This is a genomic window from Enterobacter sp. KBR-315C3_2022 (assembly GCF_041399425.1).
Classification (GTDB): Bacteria; Pseudomonadota; Gammaproteobacteria; order Enterobacterales; family Enterobacteriaceae; genus Enterobacter.
In genome coordinates, this window is record NZ_JBGKEB010000032.1 from 17300 (window position 1) to 37984 (window position 20685).

At 56.4% G+C, this 20685-nt stretch carries 21 protein-coding genes; 13 read left to right on the plus strand and 8 right to left on the minus strand.

The window, feature by feature from the left end; translation table 11 throughout:
• Window positions 1–17 precede the first annotated feature (17 nt).
• The 9 genes from fabZ (at window position 18) to tilS (ending at window position 11533) form a co-directional block, all read left to right on the plus strand.
• Window positions 18–473 carry a 3-hydroxyacyl-ACP dehydratase FabZ gene (gene fabZ, locus AB8804_RS21515; protein ID WP_010426706.1) on the plus strand — a complete coding sequence of 152 codons (456 nt, stop codon included), beginning with the start codon at window positions 18–20 and terminating at the stop codon, window positions 471–473.
• Between the two features lie 3 nt (window positions 474–476).
• A complete protein-coding gene (gene lpxA / locus AB8804_RS21520) occupies window positions 477–1265 on the plus strand; it encodes an acyl-ACP--UDP-N-acetylglucosamine O-acyltransferase (RefSeq protein ID WP_371189970.1) in 789 nt (262 codons plus the stop codon).
• Complete coding sequence (gene lpxB / locus AB8804_RS21525; RefSeq protein WP_371189971.1) at window positions 1265–2413, plus strand: lipid-A-disaccharide synthase; 1149 nt, start codon at window positions 1265–1267, stop codon at window positions 2411–2413. The genes lpxA and lpxB overlap by 1 nt, the downstream gene beginning before the upstream one ends.
• Window positions 2410–3006 carry a ribonuclease HII gene (gene rnhB / locus AB8804_RS21530; protein WP_371189972.1) on the plus strand — a complete coding sequence of 199 codons (597 nt, stop codon included), beginning with the start codon at window positions 2410–2412 and terminating at the stop codon, window positions 3004–3006. Before lpxB ends, rnhB begins: the two co-directional genes overlap by 4 nt.
• Before the next feature lie 38 nt (window positions 3007–3044).
• Entirely contained in the window at window positions 3045–6527 is a 3483-nt protein-coding gene (gene dnaE, locus AB8804_RS21535) for a DNA polymerase III subunit alpha (protein WP_371189973.1), read from the plus strand.
• A gap of 12 nt (window positions 6528–6539) precedes the next feature.
• A complete protein-coding gene (accA, locus tag AB8804_RS21540) occupies window positions 6540–7499 on the plus strand; it encodes an acetyl-CoA carboxylase carboxyl transferase subunit alpha (RefSeq protein ID WP_112012869.1) in 960 nt (319 codons plus the stop codon).
• Window positions 7500–7599: 100 nt separating this feature from the next.
• The gene (locus AB8804_RS21545; RefSeq protein ID WP_371189975.1) at window positions 7600–9732 is read left to right on the plus strand and encodes a lysine decarboxylase LdcC; all 2133 of its coding nucleotides are present in this window, start codon (window positions 7600–7602) and stop codon (window positions 9730–9732) included.
• Between the two features lie 66 nt (window positions 9733–9798).
• On the plus strand, window positions 9799–10188 hold the full coding sequence (locus tag AB8804_RS21550; protein WP_371189976.1) for a VOC family protein: 390 nt from the start codon (window positions 9799–9801) through the stop codon (window positions 10186–10188).
• Window positions 10189–10246: 58 nt separating this feature from the next.
• Complete coding sequence (gene tilS, locus AB8804_RS21555; RefSeq protein WP_371189977.1) at window positions 10247–11533, plus strand: tRNA lysidine(34) synthetase TilS; 1287 nt, start codon at window positions 10247–10249, stop codon at window positions 11531–11533.
• A 28-nt stretch (window positions 11534–11561) separates the two neighbouring features.
• Here the strand turns inward: tilS and rof are convergent, their stop codons facing one another.
• Window positions 11562–11822 (minus strand): Rho-binding antiterminator, encoded by a 261-nt coding sequence (gene rof, locus AB8804_RS21560; protein WP_371189978.1) that lies wholly within the window; start codon window positions 11820–11822, stop codon window positions 11562–11564.
• On the minus strand, window positions 11809–12009 hold the full coding sequence (locus tag AB8804_RS21565) for a YaeP family protein (RefSeq protein WP_112012876.1): 201 nt from the start codon (window positions 12007–12009) through the stop codon (window positions 11809–11811). Before AB8804_RS21565 ends, rof begins: the two co-directional genes overlap by 14 nt.
• Window positions 12010–12204: 195 nt before the next feature.
• Between AB8804_RS21565 and AB8804_RS21570 the strand changes: the two genes are divergently transcribed.
• The 3 genes from AB8804_RS21570 to nlpE are packed head-to-tail and all read left to right on the plus strand — an operon-like array spanning window position 12205 to window position 13903.
• Window positions 12205–12750 (plus strand): YaeQ family protein, encoded by a 546-nt coding sequence (locus tag AB8804_RS21570; RefSeq protein ID WP_371189979.1) that lies wholly within the window; start codon window positions 12205–12207, stop codon window positions 12748–12750.
• Window positions 12747–13169: an alternative ribosome rescue aminoacyl-tRNA hydrolase ArfB gene (gene arfB / locus AB8804_RS21575; protein WP_371189980.1), complete on the plus strand. Its 423-nt coding sequence runs from the start codon at window positions 12747–12749 to the stop codon at window positions 13167–13169. Before AB8804_RS21570 ends, arfB begins: the two co-directional genes overlap by 4 nt.
• Before the next feature lie 35 nt (window positions 13170–13204).
• Entirely contained in the window at window positions 13205–13903 is a 699-nt protein-coding gene (nlpE, locus tag AB8804_RS21580) for an envelope stress response activation lipoprotein NlpE (RefSeq protein ID WP_371189982.1), read from the plus strand.
• A gap of 46 nt (window positions 13904–13949) precedes the next feature.
• On the opposite strand, the gene proS is transcribed toward nlpE, so the two are convergent.
• The 6 genes from proS to metN form a co-directional block, all read right to left on the minus strand.
• Window positions 13950–15668, minus strand: a complete 1719-nt coding sequence (gene proS / locus AB8804_RS21585; RefSeq protein WP_371189983.1) for a proline--tRNA ligase — start codon at window positions 15666–15668, stop codon at window positions 13950–13952.
• Between the two features lie 112 nt (window positions 15669–15780).
• The gene (tsaA, locus tag AB8804_RS21590) at window positions 15781–16488 is read right to left on the minus strand and encodes a tRNA (N6-threonylcarbamoyladenosine(37)-N6)-methyltransferase TrmO (RefSeq protein ID WP_371189984.1); all 708 of its coding nucleotides are present in this window, start codon (window positions 16486–16488) and stop codon (window positions 15781–15783) included.
• A complete protein-coding gene (rcsF, locus tag AB8804_RS21595; RefSeq protein ID WP_371189985.1) occupies window positions 16485–16889 on the minus strand; it encodes an Rcs stress response system protein RcsF in 405 nt (134 codons plus the stop codon). The genes tsaA and rcsF overlap by 4 nt, the downstream gene beginning before the upstream one ends.
• Before the next feature lie 106 nt (window positions 16890–16995).
• Entirely contained in the window at window positions 16996–17811 is an 816-nt protein-coding gene (metQ, locus tag AB8804_RS21600; protein ID WP_112012888.1) for a methionine ABC transporter substrate-binding lipoprotein MetQ, read from the minus strand.
• Window positions 17812–17851: 40 nt separating this feature from the next.
• Window positions 17852–18505 carry a methionine ABC transporter permease MetI gene (locus AB8804_RS21605; protein ID WP_112012890.1) on the minus strand — a complete coding sequence of 218 codons (654 nt, stop codon included), beginning with the start codon at window positions 18503–18505 and terminating at the stop codon, window positions 17852–17854.
• Window positions 18498–19529 carry a methionine ABC transporter ATP-binding protein MetN gene (gene metN, locus AB8804_RS21610; protein ID WP_371189986.1) on the minus strand — a complete coding sequence of 344 codons (1032 nt, stop codon included), beginning with the start codon at window positions 19527–19529 and terminating at the stop codon, window positions 18498–18500. The genes AB8804_RS21605 and metN overlap by 8 nt, the downstream gene beginning before the upstream one ends.
• 188 nt (window positions 19530–19717) lie before the next feature.
• Between metN and gmhB the strand changes: the two genes are divergently transcribed.
• A complete protein-coding gene (gene gmhB / locus AB8804_RS21615) occupies window positions 19718–20284 on the plus strand; it encodes a D-glycero-beta-D-manno-heptose 1,7-bisphosphate 7-phosphatase (protein WP_371189988.1) in 567 nt (188 codons plus the stop codon).
• The last annotated feature ends 401 nt before the right edge of the window (window positions 20285–20685 follow it).

The window sequence follows — 20685 nt, forward strand, 5'->3', positions numbered from 1 at the left end:
TTGACAGGAAGAGTATTTTGACTACTGACACTCATACTCTGCATATTGAAGAGATTTTAGAACTTCTGCCGCACCGCTACCCGTTCTTGCTGGTAGACCGCGTGCTGGATTTTGAAGAAGGTCGTTTTCTGCGCGCAGTGAAAAATGTTTCCGTGAACGAGCCGTTCTTCCAGGGGCATTTCCCTGGTAAGCCTATCTTCCCGGGCGTGTTAATCCTGGAAGCGATGGCGCAGGCTACCGGTATTCTGGCGTTTAAAAGCGTCGGCAAACTGGAGCCGGGGGAGCTGTATTACTTCGCGGGTATCGACGAAGCGCGCTTCAAGCGCCCCGTTGTGCCTGGTGATCAGATGATCATGGAAGTCACTTTTGAAAAAACGCGTCGCGGCCTGACTCGCTTCAAAGGCGTAGCTCTGGTTGACGGCAAAGTTGTTTGCGAAGCGACAATGATGTGTGCTCGTAGCCGGGAGTCCTGATACGTGATTGATAAATCCGCCTTTATTCATCCTACCGCTATTGTGGAAGTGGGCGCCATCATCGGTGCTAACGTCCATATTGGCCCGTTTTGTATTGTTGGACCCCATGTCGAAATTGGTGAGGGTACTGTACTGAAGTCTCACGTCGTGGTGAATGGTCATACGACCCTTGGCTGCAACAACGAGATCTATCAGTTTGCCTCCATTGGCGAAGTTAACCAGGATCTGAAATATGCTGGTGAGCCGACCCGTTTGGAAATCGGCGATCGTAACCGTATTCGCGAAAGCGTCACCATTCATCGTGGAACAGTGCAGGGCGGTGGATTGACGAAGGTGGGCAGCGATAACCTGTTTATGATTAATGCGCACATCGCGCACGATTGTACCGTCGGTGACCGCTGTATTCTTGCCAACAACGCAACGCTGGCAGGACACGTATCGGTTGATGATTTCGCAATCATTGGCGGCATGACCGCAGTCCATCAGTTCTGCATCATTGGTGCGCACGTGATGGTCGGCGGCTGCTCCGGCGTGGCGCAGGACGTCCCGCCATACGTGATTGCGCAGGGCAACCATGCAACGCCGTTTGGCGTCAACATCGAAGGCCTTAAGCGTCGTGGCTTTAGCCGCGAAGCGATTACGGCGATCCGCAACGCGTACAAACTGCTGTACCGTAGCGGCAAAACGCTGGAAGAGGCGAAGCCGGAAATTGCCGAACTGGCGAATAAGCACCCTGAGGTGAACGCGTTCATGGAGTTCTTTGACCGTTCAACGCGTGGTCTGATTCGTTAATGGTCGACACTCGTCCGCTTACGATAGCCCTGGTCGCCGGAGAAACTTCCGGCGATATTCTTGGCGCCGGTCTTATCCGTGCGCTCAAGGCTCGCGTACCGAACGCGCGCTTTGTGGGCGTCGCTGGCCCGCTGATGCAGGCCGAAGGCTGTGAAGCCTGGTATGAAATGGAAGAGCTGGCCGTGATGGGCATCGTCGAGGTGCTGGGGCGCCTGCGCCGTTTGCTGCACATTCGTGCCGATCTCACCCGCCGTTTCACCGAACTCAAGCCCGACGTGTTTGTCGGGATCGATGCGCCTGATTTCAACATCACCCTCGAAGGGAACCTGAAAAAGCAGGGCATCAAAACCATTCATTACGTCAGTCCGTCCGTCTGGGCGTGGCGACAGAAACGCGTTTTCAAAATCGGACGCTCCACCGATCTGGTGCTGGCTTTCCTGCCTTTCGAAAAGGCGTTTTACGATAAGTTTAACGTGCCGTGCCGCTTTATCGGCCACACCATGGCTGACGCCATGCCGCTGGATCCGGATAAAAATGTGGCGCGGGACGCGCTGGGTATCCCGCACGATGTTCATTGCCTGGCGCTGCTGCCGGGGAGCCGCGGCGCAGAGGTTGAAATGCTGAGCGCTGACTTCCTCAAAACGGCGCAGATCCTCCGTCAGACCTATCCCGATCTGGAAGTCGTGGTGCCGCTGGTCAACGCCAAGCGCCGCGAGCAGTTCGAGCGTATTAAGGCGGAAGTCGCGCCGGATCTTCACGTTCGCCTGCTTGACGGGAAAGGCCGTGAGGCGATGTACGCGAGCGACGCCGCGCTGTTGGCATCGGGTACCGCCGCGCTGGAGTGTATGCTGGCAAAATGCCCGATGGTTGTTGGCTATCGCATGAAGCCGTTTACCTTCTGGCTGGCGAAGCGTCTGGTTAAAACCGACTACGTCTCGTTGCCAAACCTGCTCGCCGGGCGCGAGCTGGTTAAAGAGCTGCTTCAGGACGAGTGTCAGCCGCAGGCGTTAGCCGATGCGCTGCTGCCGCTGCTGGCAAACGGTAAGACCAGCCACCAGATGCACGACACGTTTCGCGAGCTGCATCAGCAGATCCGCTGTAATGCCGATGAGCAAGCGGCTGATGCGGTGCTGGAGTTAGCAAAATGATGGAATTTATTTACCCACACACGCACCTTGTTGCGGGTGTGGACGAAGTTGGACGCGGCCCGCTGGTGGGCGCAGTCGTGACCGCCGCCGTGATCCTCGATCCCGCTCGCCCGATTATTGGGCTGAACGACTCCAAAAAGCTGTCTGAAAAGCGTCGGCTGGCGCTCTTCGATGAAATCAAAGAAAAAGCGCTGGCCTGGAGCCTTGGCCGCGCGGAGCCGCACGAGATCGACGAGCTGAATATACTGCATGCCACCATGCTGGCGATGCAGCGTGCGGTTGCCGGGCTGAGCATCGCGCCGGAATATGTGCTGATTGACGGTAACCGTTGCCCCGCGCTGCCCGTGCCTTCCATGGCGGTGGTGAAAGGGGATAGCCGGGTTGCTGAAATCAGCGCGGCTTCAATCATTGCCAAAGTGTCGCGCGATGCCGAAATGGCCGCGCTGGACCTCACGTATCCCGCGTATGGGTTCGCCCAGCACAAGGGATATCCAACGGCTTTTCACCTGGAAAAGCTGGCTGAACATGGCGCAACCGAACATCACCGCCGCAGTTTTGGGCCGGTGAAGCGCGCGCTGGGACTGGTGTCCTGAATCAAGACGCAAGCAATTAAGTAACGCGGAATCTGAAGATGGCTGAACCACGTTTCGTACACCTGCGGGTGCATAGCGACTACTCCATGATTGATGGGCTGGCGAAAACCGGACCGCTTGTGAAAAAGGCGGCCGCGCTCGGCATGCCCGCGCTGGCGATCACCGATTTCACCAACCTGTGTGGTCTGGTGAAGTTCTACGGGACGGCGCACGGCGCGGGGATGAAACCTATCGTCGGCGCTGATTTTCACGTCCAGAGCGATCTGCTCGGCGATGAAATGACGCAGATATCCGTGCTGGCGATGAACAACACGGGCTATCAAAACCTCACGCTGCTTATCTCAAAGGCCTATCAGCGCGGCTACGGCGCGCTGGGGCCGTGGATCGACCGCGACTGGCTGGCAGAGCTAAACGAAGGGCTGCTGCTGATCTCCGGCGGCCGCATGGGCGACGTCGGTAAGAGCTTGCTGCGCGAAAACAGCGCGCTGGTGGATCAGTGCGTATCGTTCTACGAAGAATATTTCCCGGATCGTTTTTATCTGGAGCTGATCCGCACCGGGCGCGCGGACGAAGAGAGCTATTTGCACGCGGCTGTCGCCCTGGCCGAAGCGCGCGGGCTGCCCGTAGTGGCAACCAACGACGTGCGGTTCCTTGAGCCTGGCGATTTTGACGCGCACGAAATTCGCGTCGCAATCCACGACGGCTTCACCCTTGACGATCCAAAACGCCCGCGCAACTACTCGTCTCAGCAGTACATGCGTACAGAAGAGGAGATGTGCGAGCTCTTCTCCGATATTCCGGAAGCGCTTGAAAACAGTGTAGAAATTGCCAAACGCTGCAACGTGACCGTGCGTCTCGGCGAGTACTTCCTGCCGCAGTTCCCGACGGGCGACATGACCACGGAAGATTTCCTGGTCGTTAAATCGAAAGAGGGCCTGGAAGAGCGCCTGGAATTCCTGTTCCCGGATGAAGCGGTTCGTAACGAGAAGCGCCCGCCGTACGATGAGCGCCTGGATATTGAACTCCAGGTTATCAACCAGATGGGCTTCCCCGGCTACTTCCTGATCGTTATGGAGTTTATCCAGTGGTCGAAGGATAACGGCGTGCCGGTAGGCCCGGGGCGTGGTTCCGGTGCTGGCTCGCTGGTGGCGTACGCGCTAAAAATTACCGATCTCGATCCGCTGGAATTTGACCTGCTGTTCGAACGTTTCCTTAACCCGGAACGCGTCTCGATGCCCGACTTCGACGTCGACTTCTGCATGGAGAAACGCGACCAGGTTATCGAGCACGTGGCGGACATGTACGGCCGCGATGCGGTGTCGCAGATTATTACCTTCGGTACGATGGCGGCGAAAGCGGTTATCCGCGACGTGGGCCGCGTGCTGGGGCATCCGTACGGCTTCGTCGATCGTATCTCTAAGCTGGTGCCGCCCGATCCGGGCATGACGCTGGCGAAAGCCTTTGAGGCCGAACCGCAGCTGCCGGAAATCTACGAGGCGGACGAAGAGGTCAGGGCGCTGATCGACATGGCGCGCAAGCTGGAAGGCGTAACGCGAAACGCCGGTAAGCACGCGGGCGGCGTGGTTATCGCCCCAACCAAAATCACCGATTTTGCGCCGCTCTATTGCGATGAAGCCGGTCAGCACCCGGTCACCCAGTTTGATAAGAACGACGTGGAATACGCCGGTCTGGTGAAGTTCGACTTCCTCGGCCTGCGCACGCTCACCATCATCAACTGGGCGCTGGAGATGATCAATGCCCGCCGCGAGAAGAACGGCGAGCCGCCGCTGGATATCGCGGCCATCCCGCTGGATGACAAGAAAAGCTTCGACATGCTGCAGCGCTCGGAGACCACCGCGGTCTTCCAGCTTGAATCCCGCGGCATGAAAGATCTGATCAAACGCCTGCAGCCCGACTGCTTCGAAGATATGATCGCGCTGGTGGCCCTGTTCCGTCCGGGCCCGCTGCAGTCCGGGATGGTTGATAACTTTATCGACCGTAAGCACGGGCGCGAAGAGATTTCCTACCCGGACGTTCAGTGGCAGCACGAGTGCCTGAAGCCCGTTCTGGAGCCAACCTACGGCATCATCCTGTATCAGGAACAGGTTATGCAGATCGCCCAGGTGCTCTCCGGCTACACCCTCGGCGGCGCGGACATGCTGCGTCGTGCGATGGGTAAGAAAAAGCCGGAAGAGATGGCCAAGCAGCGCGGCACCTTTGAAGAAGGCGCAAGAAAAAACGGCATTGATGGCGAGCTGGCGATCAAAATTTTTGACCTGGTGGAAAAATTCGCCGGGTACGGGTTTAACAAATCTCACTCCGCCGCCTATGCGCTGGTCTCGTACCAGACGCTGTGGCTGAAGGCACACTATCCGGCTGAGTTTATGGCGGCGGTGATGACCGCCGATATGGACAACACCGAGAAGGTCGTTGGCCTGGTGGACGAGTGCTGGCGCATGGGGCTGAAGATCCTCCCGCCGGACATCAACTCGGGTTTGTACCATTTCCACGTTAACGAGCACGGCGAGATTGTCTACGGGATCGGCGCGATCAAGGGCGTCGGCGAAGGCCCGATCGAGGCGATCATCGAAGCGCGTAACAACGGCGGTTACTTCCGCGAGCTGTTCGATCTGTGCGCGCGTACCGATACCAAAAAGCTCAACCGCCGCGTGCTGGAAAAGCTGATCATGTCCGGCGCGTTCGACAGGCTGGGGCCGCACCGCGCCGCGCTGATGAACTCATTGGGCGACGCGCTGAAAGCCGCCGATCAGCACGCGAAAGCGGAAGCGATCGGTCAGGCCGATATGTTCGGCGTGCTGGCGGAAGAACCGGAGCAGATCGAGCAGTCTTATTCTAACTGCCAGCCCTGGCCGGAGCAGGTGGTGCTGGACGGCGAGCGTGAAACGTTAGGGCTGTACCTGACGGGACACCCGATCAACCAGTACATTAAAGAAATTGAGCGCTATGTCGGAGGCAACAGGCTAAAAGACATGCATCCGACGGATCGTGGTAAAATCACCACGGCGGCGGGGCTCGTGATTGCTGCAAGGGTAATGGTCACCAAGCGCGGCAATCGTATCGGCATCTGTACACTGGATGACCGTTCCGGACGTCTGGAGGTGATGTTGTTCACCGACGCGCTGGATAAATACCAGCAATTGCTGGAAAAAGACCGCATACTTATCGTCAGCGGACAGGTCAGCTTTGATGACTTCAGCGGGGGGCTTAAAATGACCGCCCGCGAAGTGATGGACATTGACGAAGCCCGTGAAAAATATGCACGCGGGCTTGCTATCTCGCTGACGGACAGGCAAATTGATGACCAGCTTTTAAACCGACTCCGTCAGTCTCTGGAACCCCATCGCTCGGGGACCATTCCAGTACATCTCTACTATCAGAGGGCGGATGCACGCGCGCGGTTACGCTTTGGCGCAACGTGGCGTGTCTCTCCGAGCGATCGTTTACTAAACGATCTCCGTGGCCTCATTGGTTCGGAGCAGGTGGAACTGGAGTTTGACTAATACAGGAATACTATGAGTCTGAATTTCCTTGATTTCGAACAGCCGATTGCAGAGCTGGAAGCGAAAATCGATTCTCTGACAGCAGTGAGCCGTCAGGATGAAAAACTGGATATTAACATCGACGAAGAAGTGCATCGTCTGCGCGAAAAAAGCGTAGAGCTGACGCGCAAAATCTTTGCCGATCTCGGCGCATGGCAGATTGCCCAGCTGGCGCGTCATCCTCAGCGCCCGTACACCCTGGATTATGTCCGCCTGGCGTTTGATGAATTTGACGAACTGGCAGGCGATCGCGCTTATGCTGACGATAAAGCCATCGTTGGCGGTATCGCACGCCTGGACGGTCGCCCGGTGATGATCATTGGTCATCAGAAAGGTCGTGAAACCAAAGAGAAGATCCGTCGTAACTTTGGTATGCCGGCACCGGAGGGCTACCGTAAAGCCCTGCGCCTGATGGAGATGGCCGAGCGTTTTAACATGCCGATCATCACCTTCATCGACACCCCGGGTGCTTACCCTGGCGTGGGCGCGGAAGAGCGCGGTCAGTCTGAAGCCATTGCGCGCAACCTGCGTGAGATGTCTCGCCTGAAAGTGCCGGTCATCTGTACCGTTATCGGTGAGGGTGGCTCCGGCGGCGCGCTGGCGATTGGCGTAGGTGATAAAGTGAATATGCTGCAGTACAGCACCTATTCCGTTATCTCTCCGGAAGGCTGCGCGTCCATTCTGTGGAAAAGCGCCGACAAAGCGCCGCTGGCTGCCGAAGCGATGGGGATCATTGCCCCACGCCTGAAAGAGCTGAAGCTGATCGACAGCGTGATCCCGGAACCTCTGGGCGGTGCGCATCGTAAGCCGGAAGTGATGGCGGCCTCTCTGAAGGCGCAGCTGCTGGCCGATCTCGCGGATCTGGACGTGCTGAGCAAAGAAGACCTGCTCAACCGTCGCTATCAGCGCCTGATGACCTACGGTTACGCATAAGCTTCACATTTATCTGAAAAGCCGCACATCGTTGCGGCTTTTTTTATACCTGCGGTATAGCCTGGCTATGCTTAGCTGATGTATTTCAAGGAGGTAAGCCATGAACATCATTGCCATCATGGGGCCACACGGGGTTTTTTATAAAGACGAGCCCATCAAGGAGCTGGAGAAAGAGCTGCAGTCTCTCGGGTATCAGCTTATCTGGCCGCACAACAGCGCCGACCTGCTGAAGTTTATTGAACATAACCCACGCATCTGCGGCGTGATTTTCGACTGGGACGAATACGATCTGGAGCTGTGCAGCGAAATTAATAAGCTGAACGAATATCTCCCGCTGTACGCGTTTATCAATACCCACTCGACGATGGACGTCAGCGCCCACGATATGCGCATGGCGCTGTGGTTCTTTGAGTACTCTCTCGGCGTTGCAGAGGATATTGCGACCCGCATCCAGCAGTACACCCGCGAGTATCTCGATAACATCACGCCGCCGTTTACCCGCGCGCTGTTTACCTACGTGAAGGAGGGGAAGTACACCTTCTGCACCCCGGGGCACATGGCTGGTACCGCCTATCAAAAAAGCCCGGTGGGCTGCCTGTTCTATGATTTCTTCGGCGGCAACACGCTCAAGGCCGACGTGTCGATTTCGGTTACCGAACTCGGCTCGCTGCTCGACCACACCGGCCCGCATCTGGAAGCCGAGGAGTACATCGCCCGCACCTTCGGCGCCGAGCAGAGCTATATGGTGACCAACGGCACCTCGACCTCGAACAAGATTGTTGGCATGTACGCCGCGCCCGCTGGCAGTACGCTGCTGATCGACCGCAACTGCCACAAATCGCTGGCGCACCTGCTGATGATGAGCGACGTGGTGCCGCTGTGGCTGTCGCCTACCCGCAACGCCCTTGGCATTCTCGGCGGCATTCCGCGCCGAGAGTTTACGTCCGCGTCTATTGAGACCAAGGTTGCGGCAATCCCGGGCGCAAGCTGGCCGATCCACGCGGTGATCACCAACTCGACCTACGACGGACTGCTCTACAACACCACCTGGATCAAGCAGACGCTGGACGTGCCGTCGATTCACTTTGATTCCGCGTGGGTGCCGTACACCAATTTCCATCCGATTTACGAAGGGAAAAGCGGCATGAGCGGCGAGCGCGTGCCGGGCAAAGTCTTCTTCGAAACCCAGTCGACGCACAAGATGCTGGCGGCGTTTTCCCAGGCCTCGCTGATCCACATTAAAGGCGAATACGACGAGGATACCTTTAATGAAGCCTTTATGATGCACACCACCACCTCGCCGAGCTATCCGCTGGTGGCATCGATTGAAACGGCGGCGGCGATGCTGCGCGGCAACCCGGGCAAGCGTCTGATTAATCGCTCGGTAGAGCGCGCGCTGCATTTCCGCAAAGAAGTACAGCGGCTGAAAGACGAGGCCGACGGCTGGTTCTTTGATATCTGGCAGCCGGAAGAGATCGACGAGGCGGAGTGCTGGCCCGTCGCGCCGGGCGAAAGCTGGCACGGTTTCCGCGATGCTGACGCGGACCACATGTTCCTCGATCCGGTCAAAGTGACGATCCTGACGCCCGGCATGAACGAGCAGGGCACAATGAGCGATGAGGGCATTCCGGCCGCGCTGGTGGCGAAATTCCTCGATGAGCGCGGCGTGGTGGTGGAGAAAACCGGGCCTTACAACCTGCTTTTCCTGTTCAGCATCGGGATCGATAAGACCCGGGCGATGGGCCTGCTGCGCGGCCTGATGGAGTTCAAGCGCGCCTACGATCTTAATCTGCGGGTGAAGAACATGCTGCCGGATCTCTATGCGGAAGATCCTGACTTCTACCGCAACATGCGCATTCAGGATCTGGCCCAGGGGATCCACCGGCTGATCCGCCAGCACGATCTGCCTCGCCTGATGCTGCAGGCGTTTGACGTTCTACCTGAAATGAAGCTGACGCCGCATAAAGCCTGGCAGCACCAGGTGAAAGGGGAGGTGGAAACCGTTGAGCTGGAAAACCTCGTTGGGCGCGTGTCGGCCAACATGATCCTGCCCTATCCACCGGGCGTGCCGCTGCTGATGCCGGGGGAGATGATTACCGAAGAGAGCCGCGCGGTGCTCGATTTTCTGCTGATGCTCTGCTCGGTAGGGCGCCATTATCCGGGCTTTGAGACGGATATTCACGGCGCAAAACGCGATGAAAACGGCGTGTACTGGGTGCGAGTCCTAAAATAAGCCCGGTCGCTTGCCCTGGGCGCGCAGTCGGTTGTAACGTTCAGGGCATCATAAAAAGGAGACCCTATGCTCGGTTTAAAACAGGTTCATCATATTGCGATTATTGCCACCGACTACGCAAAAAGTAAGGCGTTCTACTGCGATATTCTCGGCTTCACGCTGCTCGGCGAAGCCTATCGGGAAGAGCGCGACTCGTGGAAAGGCGATCTCGCGCTAAACGGGCAATACGTGATTGAGCTGTTTTCATTCCCTTTTCCGCCTGCGCGACCTTCCCGGCCAGAAGCCTGCGGCCTGCGCCATCTGGCTTTCAGCGTTGATGATGTTGATCGCGCAATTGAGCATCTGGCAGCCCACGGCGTGGCGTGCGAGCCGGTTCGCATCGATCCTTTTACCGACAGGCGATTCACCTTTTTCAACGATCCCGACGGTCTGCCGCTGGAGCTTTACCAGCAGTAATGTTCATCCTGTGTGATAATGCCCGCTCAGTACGGGCATTTTTTATGTGTAATCTTCTATGACCTTACCCGCTATCGCACAAGCCGTTTCGCCCTACCGCCAGCTGCTGGTGGGGTTTAGCGGCGGGCTGGATTCCACCGTTTTACTCCATCGGCTAAAGCTCTGGCGCGATGCCAATCCTGACGTGCAGCTCCGGGCAATTTATATCCATCACGGACTGAGTCCTCATGCCGACGCGTGGGCGGCACACTGCGAAGCGCTGTGTGCCGAGTGGGACATTCCGCTCGCGGTTGAGCGCGTGACGCTTCGGGAAGAGGGGCTGGGCATTGAGGCGCAGGCGCGCAAAGCCCGGTATGCCGCCTTTGCCGACGCGCTGCGCGCTGGCGAAGCGCTGGTAACGGCCCAGCATCTCGACGACCAGTGCGAGACCTTTTTGCTTGCCCTCAAGCGGGGAAGCGGCCCGGCTGGGCTATCAGCCATGCCCGCGCGCGCTGATTTTGCCGAGACGCATCTGATTCGACCGCTGCTGGGCGAAACGCGCGCGTCGCTGGAAGCGTGGGCGCAGGAGCACGGGCTTCGCTGGATTGAGGACGAAAGCAATCAGAACGATGATTACGATCGCAACTTCCTTCGCCTGAAAATTCTGCCGCTGATGACCGCGCGCTGGGCGCATTTCGCCGAGGCGACGGCGAGAAGCGCTGCGCTCTGCGCCGAGCAGGAAAGCCTGCTGGATGAGCTGCTGGGCGAGGAGCTGGCCAGGCTGATGTCTGCCGACGGTGCGCTGGCCATTGCGCCGCTTGAAGAGGTGAGCGCCGCGCGCCGCGCCGCGCTGCTGCGCCGCTGGCTGGCGTCGCATCATGCGCCAATGCCGTCCCGCGCCATGCTTGTTCGAATCTGGGATGAAGTGGCGCAGGCGCGAGAGGACGCTGAGCCCCGCGTGCATCTTAACGGCTATGAAGTGAGGCGCTATAAAGGGCGTTTGTGGTGGATTAGCGCAATGACGTCGCTGGCGGATGCCGAGCTCAGTTGGGACGATACGCACGGCGCGCTGGCGCTGCCCGGCCGCGCGGGGTATGTGTGCCTGACGCCAACAGGTAACGTCCGTCTGCCAACAGCCGATGAAGCGGTTAGCGTGCGCTTCAAGGCCGGCGGCATGCTGCACATTGTGGGGCGCAACGGCGGGCGCAAGCTGAAAAAAATCTGGCAGGAGCTTAACGTTCCGCCCTGGCGGCGCGACACGACGCCGCTGCTGTTTTACAACGATACGCTGATTGCGGCGGCGGGGGCTTTTATCACGCAGGAGGGATGGGCGGAAGAGGGCGTTTGCTTTGAGTGGAAAAGGTAACGGGCAGCCAGGCTGCCCGTGAACATTCTCAGGATTCGCTTACCACGACGGTGCCGATTTGCGGGTGGCTGAAGCTGGCAATTTTATCCAGGCGCACTTCGCGCGTTGCGCCCGTCTCTTCTACGACCAGATACTCCACATTTTTGCGTGAAACCAGGTCGCTGGCCTTTGCCTTAAGCACCTCGCCATCTTTAAGCTCCAGCGTCAGTAATAAATGATGCTGGCAGGCGAGTTCGAGGTTGTCATAGTCATCACAATTGATGGGTTGATAAGTATCATTCATCGACATAATCGCTCACCAGTAAATTCGCCGCAGCATACGCTGCTTTTTCCCTGACCGATTCAGAAAGGCTCTCATCCGAGGCCATTTCATTTAGCACTTTCAATACACAGCCCAGAGCATCTGGAATATAGCCCAGATCGCCGCTGGCGATTTCCGCATACCGTTTGCGAATTAACTCACAATAATTATTCACATCCCCTCCCGCCAGCGCACTGACTTACTGTGAGATATCCATAAGCCTACGAAGATAAACTCGGTTTAGCAAGGTGACTATACCATACTCATTTAAGCAATATCAGCGCCTTGATGGGGGCTAAACATCAATGTGTAACAGCCTTTTGACGCGGTTTTCGCTACAATGTGCGCCTGATACGAAAGGAGTTCCCTCATGGCGCTGAAAGCGACAATTTATAAAGCGGTGGTCAACGTGGCGGATCTTGACCGCAATCAGTTCCTTGATGCGTCATTGACCCTGGCCCGTCATCCTTCTGAAACGCAGGAGCGGATGATGCTGCGCCTGCTGGCGTGGATTAAGTACGCCAACGAGCGCCTGCAATTTACCCGCGGGCTCAGCGCGGAAGACGAGCCGGAAGCCTGGCTGCGTAACGATCATCTGGGTATCGATCTGTGGATTGAACTCGGCCTGCCGGAAGAACGCCGGATTAAAAAGGCGTGCACCCAGTCCGCGGAAGTGGCGCTGTTTGCATATAACCAGCGTGCGGCTGAAATTTGGTGGCAGCAGAACAAAAGCAAGTGCGGACAGTTTGCCAACCTGGCCGTCTGGTATCTCGATGACGAGCAGCTGGCGCAGCTGAGCGCGTTCGCTGGCCGGACGATGGTTCTACAGGCGACGATCCAGGACGGCGCGATTTGGCTTTCTGACTCTCAGAATAATCTGGAAATTCACTTCACGGCTTGGCAGCCCGCGTCATGATCGTTTTGTCCCGAAATGTCAGCATTCCTGACGGCGAGCTTGAGATCACCGCCATCCGCGCGCAGGGAGCGGGTGGTCAGCACGTCAATAAGGCATCGACGGCGATCCATTTGCGCTTTGACATTCGGGCCTCTAGCCTGCCAGAGTATTATAAAGAGAGCCTGCTGGCCGCAAGCCATCATCTGATCACCAGCGAAGGTGTGGTTGTGATTAAGGCGCAGGAGTACCGCAGCCAGGAATTAAACCGGGAGGCGGCGATAGCAAGACTGGTCGCCGTCATCAAAGAATTAACCGCAGTGCAAAAAAGCCGTCGGGCTACGCGTCCAACCCGCGCCTCAAAAGAGCGCCGGTTGTCGTCCAAGTCGCAAAAATCCACAGTAAAAGCGCTGCGCGGTAAAGTTCGTCGCCCTATGGAGTGACGAAATGGGACACACTTTTTCATAAGGGATTCATTGTGAAAAAAGCACTATTTTCAGCATTAGCCGTGACGACGCTGTTTGCGCTTTTCGGGTGTAACAACCGTTCAGAAACGCAGGTATTGCAGGCTGCGCCCACTGAAGAATTAAAACCAATGCAGCAGAGCTGGCGCGGCGTGCTGCCGTGTGCGGATTGCGAAGGCATCGAAACCACGCTATTCCTCGAGAAGGATGGCTCCTGGGTGATGAACCAGCGCTATCAGGGAGCAAAAGAGCCTTCGTCTTTCGCCTCTTACGGTACCTGGGCGCGCACGGCTGAGAAACTGGTGTTAACCGACACCACGGGGGATAAAACCTATTTCCGTGCGAAAGGCGAAGGGATGGAGATGCTCGATCGCGAGGGTAACCCGATTGAGTCTCAGTTTAATTACACCCTTGCGCCGGTAAAAGCGGCGCTGCCTGCCACGCCGATGGCGATGCGCGGCATGTATTTCTATATGGCGGACGCGGCGATATTCACCGACTGCGCAACCGGTAAAAAGGTGAGCGTAGCGAATAACGCCCAGCTTGAGCGTGATTATGCCGTTGCCCGGGGCAATGACAGCAAGCCGGTATTGTTGACGGTGGACGGTCACTTTACGGTAGAGCCGAACCCGGACAGCGGAGAGATGGTAAAAACGCTGGTGGCGGATAAAGACGCGAAGTTTGCGGCGGGTAAAGACTGCAGCAGCAAGTAAGTTTTAAGCCATTAAAAAACCCCGCCGCAGCGGGGTTTTTTGTTTCTTAGCCTTTGATGGCTTTCACCAGGTAATCCAGAACGTCGCCGGTCTTGAGCATCTGCTTCTCGCCGTTACGACGGTATTTGTATTCGATCTCATCGTTGTCGAGGTTACGATCGCCGATAACGATGGTGTGTGGGATACCGATCAGCTCCATATCGGCAAACATCACGCCCGGACGCTCTTTACGATCGTCCATCAGCACCTCAATGCCCTGCGCGCGCAGCTCGCCGTACAGCTTCTCTGCCAGCTCCTGCACGCGGTAAGACTTGTGCATGTTCATCGGCAGGATCGCCACCTGGAACGGTGCAAGGTTGTCCGGCCAGACGATACCGCGCTCGTCGTGATTCTGCTCAATTGCCGCCGCCACCACGCGGGTTACCCCGATACCGTAGCAGCCCATGGTCAGCACCTGGTTACGGCCATCTTCACCCTGAACGGCAGCGTTCAGCGCGCGGGAGTACTTATCACCCAGCTGGAAGATATGACCCACTTCGATGCCGCGTTTGATCATCAGCGTGCCCTGGCCGTCCGGGCTTGGATCGCCTGCAACCACGTTACGGATATCGGCCACTTCTGGCGTCGCAACGTCGCGATCCCAGTTGATGCCGAAGTAGTGTTTACCGTCGATGTTAGCGCCAGCGGCGAAGTCGCTCATCGCTGCAACCGTGCGGTCAACCACCACAGGAATTGGCATGTTCACCGGGCCCAGAGAGCCAGGGCCTGCATTCACAACGGCGCGAATTTCCGCTTCCGTCGCAAACGTCAGCGGGCTGGCAACCTGCGGCAGCTTCTCGGCTTTCACTTCGTTCAGTTCATGATCGCCGCGCACCAGCAGGGCAACCAGCGGGAACGCGCTGCCTTCGGTGGATTTCACCAGCAGGGTTTTGACCGTTTTTTCAATTGGCAGATTGTACTGTTCAACCAGCTCGGCGATGGTTTTCGCATTTGGCGTGTCGACCAGCTTCATCTCTTCGGTGGCTGCCGCGCGCGGCGCTTTTGGTGCCAGCGCTTCGGCAAACTCGATGTTCGCCGCGTAATCGGAGGTGTCGGAGAAGATCACATCGTCTTCACCGCTTTGCGCCAGCACCTGGAACTCGTGGGACGCGCTGCCGCCGATAGAACCGGTATCAGCCTGCACCGCGCGGAAATCCAGACCCATGCGGGAGAAGATTTTGCTGTAAGCGGCGTACATCTTGTCGTAGGTTTCCTGCAGAGATTTCTGAGACGTATGGAAAGAGTAGGCGTCTTTCATCAGGAACTCGCGGGAGCGCATTACGCCAAAGCGTGGGCGCACTTCGTCGCGGAACTTGGTCTGGATCTGGAAGAAGTTCAGCGGCAGCTGTTTGTATGAGCTCAGCTCATTACGGATCAGATCGGTAATGACTTCTTCATGCGTTGGGCCGAGGACAAACGGACGGTCGCCGCGGTCAACAAAACGCAGCAGCTCCGGGCCATACTGTTCCCAGCGACCGCTCTCCTGCCACAGGTCTGCGGGCTGAACCACAGGCATGGACACCTCGATTGCACCGGCGCTGTTCATCTCTTCACGCACGATATTTTCGACTTTTTTCAGGACGCGCAGGCCGGTCGGCAGCCAGGTATATAACCCGGAGGCCAGCTTGCGGATCATCCCGGCGCGCAGCATCAGCTGGTGGCTGATCACTTCGGCGTCGGCAGGTGTCTCCTTCAGAGTGGAGAGCAGATATTGGCTAGTACGCATGTTGTTACGGTTCCATTTCGACGATTTGAACAGGCTGAATCACCAGCCTGACACAAAAAAAGTGGTTTAGTTTACCAGTGTGGCAAAGATGCCAAAAGAGAGGACGATAAAATTACCTGGGCTCGAGGGCAAAGACTTCAAATCCGGCCTCGGTCACGCGCCAGCGAACGTTAAAATCCAGCAGCCAGACGGCGTAGGTTTTTCCTGCTTCCTCTTCTTTACGGTAGGCGGGACGCGGGTCTTGAGCCAATACTTCAGCGATAAAATTGCTAAGGTGCGGGTAGCGCTTTTCAAGCTGCGTCAACTGGGCGGCTATCGCCTGCGTGAAGTACACCGGCATATCCGCTCTCGGCGCGTCCTGCGCGTAGCTGGCGCGGGCGTCAGGCAGTGATTCCGCAAAAGGCAGATACGGCTTAACGTCAACAACCGGCGTACCGTCAACCAGGTCGAGGCTGCCGAGTTCGAGGATGACCTGCTCCTTCTGACAGCGTATGCCTTTCAGTTCAACCAGCGACATGCCGACAGGATTTGGGCGAAACGTTGAGCGCGTAGCAAATACGCCCATTCTGGCATTTCCGCCCAGGCGCGGTGGGCGAACCGTAGGACGCCAGCCGCCTTCCATCGTCTGATGAAAGACAAAGAGAACCCACAGATGGCTGAAGGCCTCAAGCCCGCGTACGGCATCGCTCTGATTGTAAGGCGCGATCAGATGAAGCTCGCCACCGCAGTGTTTGACCAGACCCGGCTGGCGCGGCACGGCGAACTTCTCTTTATAAGGTGAGCGGATAACGCCAATTTGCTCGAACTGAAATGCACTCATTTCGCCGAGATGTTAAGCGCAGACCCGATGCAAACCGCCTGACGGTAGCAGCCCGGCGTTCCGCTGGTGACTTCACAGCTGTGCAGCAGGACCGCGTTGGCTTTCATCTTCGATGCGTTAATCTGCATGCGTTTGCGCGCCGTTGGAATATTCGGCGGTGAGTCCTGATTGGTTGCCTGGCAGGATTCGCCGCTGACTTCACCCAGCTCGCGGAAAGGCTTGCCTACGAGATCGTCGGCCTTGGTAATGATGCGCACCGGTGCGGGACGCGGGGCTTTCGGTTTTGCCGGCTCCGCTTTTGGCGGGGTTGCAGTGCTTTGAACGGGTTCAACAGGAGATCTGCTTAGCATGGAACAGCCGCTCAGCATCAGTGCTAATAGACAGATCGGTAAAGCACGCATAATAGTTCCTCAATGGATAATCAAAACGTCAGATATTGAATCAGTTGCCCGCATAAATGACAAGACGGGCATAAGCCCGTCTTGATGATATTATACTGCGGTAAGATTACCAGCCTTTAACAGCGCCGCCGTTAAACACTTTGTTGGCTTCCTGGTAAACTTCTTCAGACTGGTAAGCCTGAACAAACTTCTTCACATTTTCCGCGTCTTTGTTGTCTTCGCGCGTCACGATCAGGTTGACGTACGGGGAGTCCTTGTCTTCAACGAAGATGCCGTCTTTCGCTGGCGTCAGGCCAATCTGGCTGGCGTAGGTGGTGTTGATAACGGCCAGTGCGATCTGCGCATCGTCCAGGGAGCGCGGCAGCTGCGGCGCTTCCAGCTCAACCAGTTTCAGATTTTTCGGATTCTCGGTCACATCAAGAACGGTTGGCAGCAGGCCGACGCCGTCTTTCAGCTTAATCAGGCCCACTTTCTGCAGCAGCAGTAGGGAGCGGCCAAGGTTGGTTGGATCGTTAGGCACCGCAACCTGAGAGCCTGGCTGCAGCTCGTCTAAGGATTTAATCTTTTTGGAGTAGCCCGCGATGGGGTAAACGAACGTGTTGCCCACACCTACCAGCTTGTAGCCGCGATCTTTAATCTGCTGGTCGAGGTAAGGTTTATGCTGGAAGGCGTTGGCGTCGATATCGCCTTTGCTCAGCGCTTCGTTTGGCAGAACGTAATCGTTGAAGGTCACCAGCTCGACGTCCAGACCGTATTTCTCTTTCGCCACTTTCTGCGCCGCTTCCGCAACCTGCTGCTCGGCACCCACGATCACGCCGACTTTAATATGATTTGGATCTTTCTCGTCCTGGCCACAACCCACGAGGGCCAGAGAGCCGATCAGCGCGCCTACCGCAGCAAAGGTCTTTAATTTAAACGTCATGTTTTATCCTTAACTCGTCGAGTTTGTGTTGTGTGTAACGTTATTTATGCGTAACAGCCCGGACGATACGATCGCCAGAGAATTGGATTAAGTAAACCAGAACGACCAGCAATACCAGAACGGTATTCATAACGGTAGCGTTATAACCAATATAACCGTACTGATAGCCAATCTGGCCCAGGCCACCGGCTCCGACCGCACCGCCCATCGCGGAATAACCGACGAGGGTAATCAGCGTGATGGTGGCCGCGTTCACCAGGCCCGGCATGGCTTCAGGCAGGAGAACTTTGCGCACGATCTGCATCGGCGTAGCGCCCATGGCGCGGGACGCCTCAATCAGGCCCGTTGGGATCTCCAGAAGGGCGTTTTCCACCATACGCGCGATGAACGGCGCCGCGCCGACGGTCAGCGGTACGATAGCGGCCTGCAGGCCAATAGACGTACCGACGATCACGCGGGTGAACGGAATCATCCACACCAGCAGGATAATGAACGGGATGGAACGGAAGATATTCACCAGCGCGGAAAGCGTGCGGTATAGCTTCGCGTTTTCAATAATTTGCCCTGGACGCGTCACGTAAAGCAGAACGCCGACCGGCAGACCAATCACGAAACCAAAGAAGCCCGATACGAAGGTCATTGCCAGCGTTTCCCAAACGCCGCGAACCAGCAGCCACATCATCGGCTCAGACATAACCCAGTACCTCTACTTTTACATGGTGTTCTTGCAGCCAGGCAATTGCCGCCTGTGTTTCTTCTTGCGTGCCGTGCATTTCGGTCAGCATGATGCCGAACTTCACGCCGCCAGCGTAATCCATCTGCGCGCTGATAATGTTGTTATTGACGTTAAAACGTCGCGCCGTCTCTGAAAGCAGCGGAGCATCTACCGACTGGCCGGTGAACTCCATGCGCAGCATTGGAACGCTGTCCGCCGTTGCTTCCGTCTTTAAACGCTCCAGATAATCTTCCGGAATATCCAGATGCAGAGTGGACTGAATGAACTGCTGCGCCAGCGGGGTTTTTGGATGCGAGAACACTTCGCTGACCGTATCTTGCTCAATCAGCTCACCGTTGCTGATCACCGCCACGCAGTCGCAAATGCGCTTAACCACGTCCATCTCGTGGGTAATAAGGAGGATCGTCAGGCCCAGACGACGGTTAATGTCCTTGAGCAGCTCCAGGATGGAGCGCGTGGTCGCCGGGTCTAATGCGCTGGTGGCTTCATCGCACAGCAGCACTTTCGGGTTGCTTGCCAGCGCGCGGGCTATCGCCACGCGCTGCTTTTGCCCGCCGGAGAGGTTGGCCGGGTAGCTATCATGCTTATCGCCCAGGCCAACGAGATCCAGCAGTTCGGTTACGCGGCGCTTAACTTCATCTTTCGGCGTGTTGTCCAGCTCCAGCGGCAGCGCAACGTTGCCAAAAACGGTGCGGGAGGCCAGCAGGTTAAAATGCTGGAAGATCATGCCAATCTGGCGACGCGCTTTGGTTAATTCTTTTTCTGAGAGAGCGGTAAGTTCCTGGCCGCCCACCTCAACGCTTCCCTGGGTTGGGCGCTCAAGCAGGTTAACACAGCGGATGAGCGTGCTTTTACCCGCTCCCGATGCGCCAATGACGCCATAAATTTGACCAGCAGGAACGTGCAGGCTGACGTTGTTCAGCGCCTGAATTGTTCGGTTCCCCTGCTGGAACACTTTGGTGATATTGGAAAGTTTAATCATTAGATTATTTTTATCGTATGTAAGTTAGCCGTGGCATTTTCTTCTGCCAGATACGGGTGATGACCGTAAACAAAATGGATGTTAAGGCATCCAGACGTCTAAATCAATCCAACTGTGTACGATGAGCACTTTATTGGTTACCAATTCATGAGATACTAGCGGGAAATGCCTTTTTCAGGAGCAAACCGGTGGCAAATTCCGTACCCGCAATTTTTCTCGATCGTGATGGCACTATTAATGTCGATCATGGTTATGTGCATGAGATTGATGAATTTGAATTTATCGACGGCGTAATCGATGCAATGCGCCAGCTAAAAGATATGGGCTTTGCGCTGATTGTCGTGACCAACCAGTCGGGGATCGCGCGCGGCAAATTTACCGAGGCGCAGTTTGAAACGCTGACGGAATGGATGGACTGGTCGCTGGCCGATCGCGGGGTTGATCTTGATGGTATCTATTATTGTCCGCATCATCCGCAGGGAACGGTAGAAGAGTATCGCCAGACCTGTGATTGCCGTAAGCCGCATCCGGGAATGTTTATCTCTGCGCAGGAGTTCCTGCACATTGATATGGATGCTTCCTATATGGTGGGCGACAAATTCGAAGATATGCAGGCGGCTACAGCGGCTGGCGTTGGCACTAAAGTATTAGTGCGGACGGGTAAGCCAGTAACCCCTGAAGCGGAAAGCGCTGCGGATTGGGTGATTAATAGCCTTGCCGATCTGCCAAAAGAGATTAAAAAGCACCAAAAATAACCTTTTTGGTGAAAAGGTGAGCGGTTAAAATAAAAATGCATTTTTCCGCTTGTCATTCCTCGGGGGCTCCCTATAATGCGCCTCCATCGACACGGCAGATGTGAATCACTTCACAAACAACCCGGTCGGTTGAAGAGAAAAAATCCTGAAATAACGGGTTGACTCTGAAAGAGGAAAGCGTATTATACGCCACCTCGCAACGGTGAGCGAAAGCCGCGTTGCACTGCTCTTTAACAATTTATCAGACAATCTGTGTGGGCACTCAAAGTGACATGGATTCTTAACGTCCCCGGACGAAAAATGAATACCAAGTCTCTGAGTGAACACGTAATTCATTACGAAGTTTAATTCACGAGCATCAAACTTAAATTGAAGAGTTTGATCATGGCTCAGATTGAACG

What these genes read in the sequence shown, in the direction of transcription:
- lpxB (WP_371189971.1), top strand. Translation starts at nt 1,265, where the DNA reads ATGGTCGACACTCGTCCGCTTACGATAGCCCTGGTCGCCGGAGAAACT.
- rnhB (WP_371189972.1), top strand. Translation starts at nt 2,410, where the DNA reads ATGATGGAATTTATTTACCCACACACGCACCTTGTTGCGGGTGTGGAC.
- dnaE (WP_371189973.1), top strand. Translation starts at nt 3,045, where the DNA reads ATGGCTGAACCACGTTTCGTACACCTGCGGGTGCATAGCGACTACTCC.
- accA (WP_112012869.1), top strand. Translation starts at nt 6,540, where the DNA reads ATGAGTCTGAATTTCCTTGATTTCGAACAGCCGATTGCAGAGCTGGAA.
- AB8804_RS21545 (WP_371189975.1), top strand. Translation starts at nt 7,600, where the DNA reads ATGAACATCATTGCCATCATGGGGCCACACGGGGTTTTTTATAAAGAC.
- AB8804_RS21550 (WP_371189976.1), top strand. Translation starts at nt 9,799, where the DNA reads ATGCTCGGTTTAAAACAGGTTCATCATATTGCGATTATTGCCACCGAC.
- tilS (WP_371189977.1), top strand. Translation starts at nt 10,247, where the DNA reads ATGACCTTACCCGCTATCGCACAAGCCGTTTCGCCCTACCGCCAGCTG.
- rof (WP_371189978.1), bottom strand. Translation starts at nt 11,822, where the DNA reads ATGTCGATGAATGATACTTATCAACCCATCAATTGTGATGACTATGAC.
- AB8804_RS21570 (WP_371189979.1), top strand. Translation starts at nt 12,205, where the DNA reads ATGGCGCTGAAAGCGACAATTTATAAAGCGGTGGTCAACGTGGCGGAT.
- arfB (WP_371189980.1), top strand. Translation starts at nt 12,747, where the DNA reads ATGATCGTTTTGTCCCGAAATGTCAGCATTCCTGACGGCGAGCTTGAG.
- proS (WP_371189983.1), bottom strand. Translation starts at nt 15,668, where the DNA reads ATGCGTACTAGCCAATATCTGCTCTCCACTCTGAAGGAGACACCTGCC.
- tsaA (WP_371189984.1), bottom strand. Translation starts at nt 16,488, where the DNA reads ATGAGTGCATTTCAGTTCGAGCAAATTGGCGTTATCCGCTCACCTTAT.
- rcsF (WP_371189985.1), bottom strand. Translation starts at nt 16,889, where the DNA reads ATGCGTGCTTTACCGATCTGTCTATTAGCACTGATGCTGAGCGGCTGT.
- metQ (WP_112012888.1), bottom strand. Translation starts at nt 17,811, where the DNA reads ATGACGTTTAAATTAAAGACCTTTGCTGCGGTAGGCGCGCTGATCGGC.
- AB8804_RS21605 (WP_112012890.1), bottom strand. Translation starts at nt 18,505, where the DNA reads ATGTCTGAGCCGATGATGTGGCTGCTGGTTCGCGGCGTTTGGGAAACG.
- metN (WP_371189986.1), bottom strand. Translation starts at nt 19,529, where the DNA reads ATGATTAAACTTTCCAATATCACCAAAGTGTTCCAGCAGGGGAACCGA.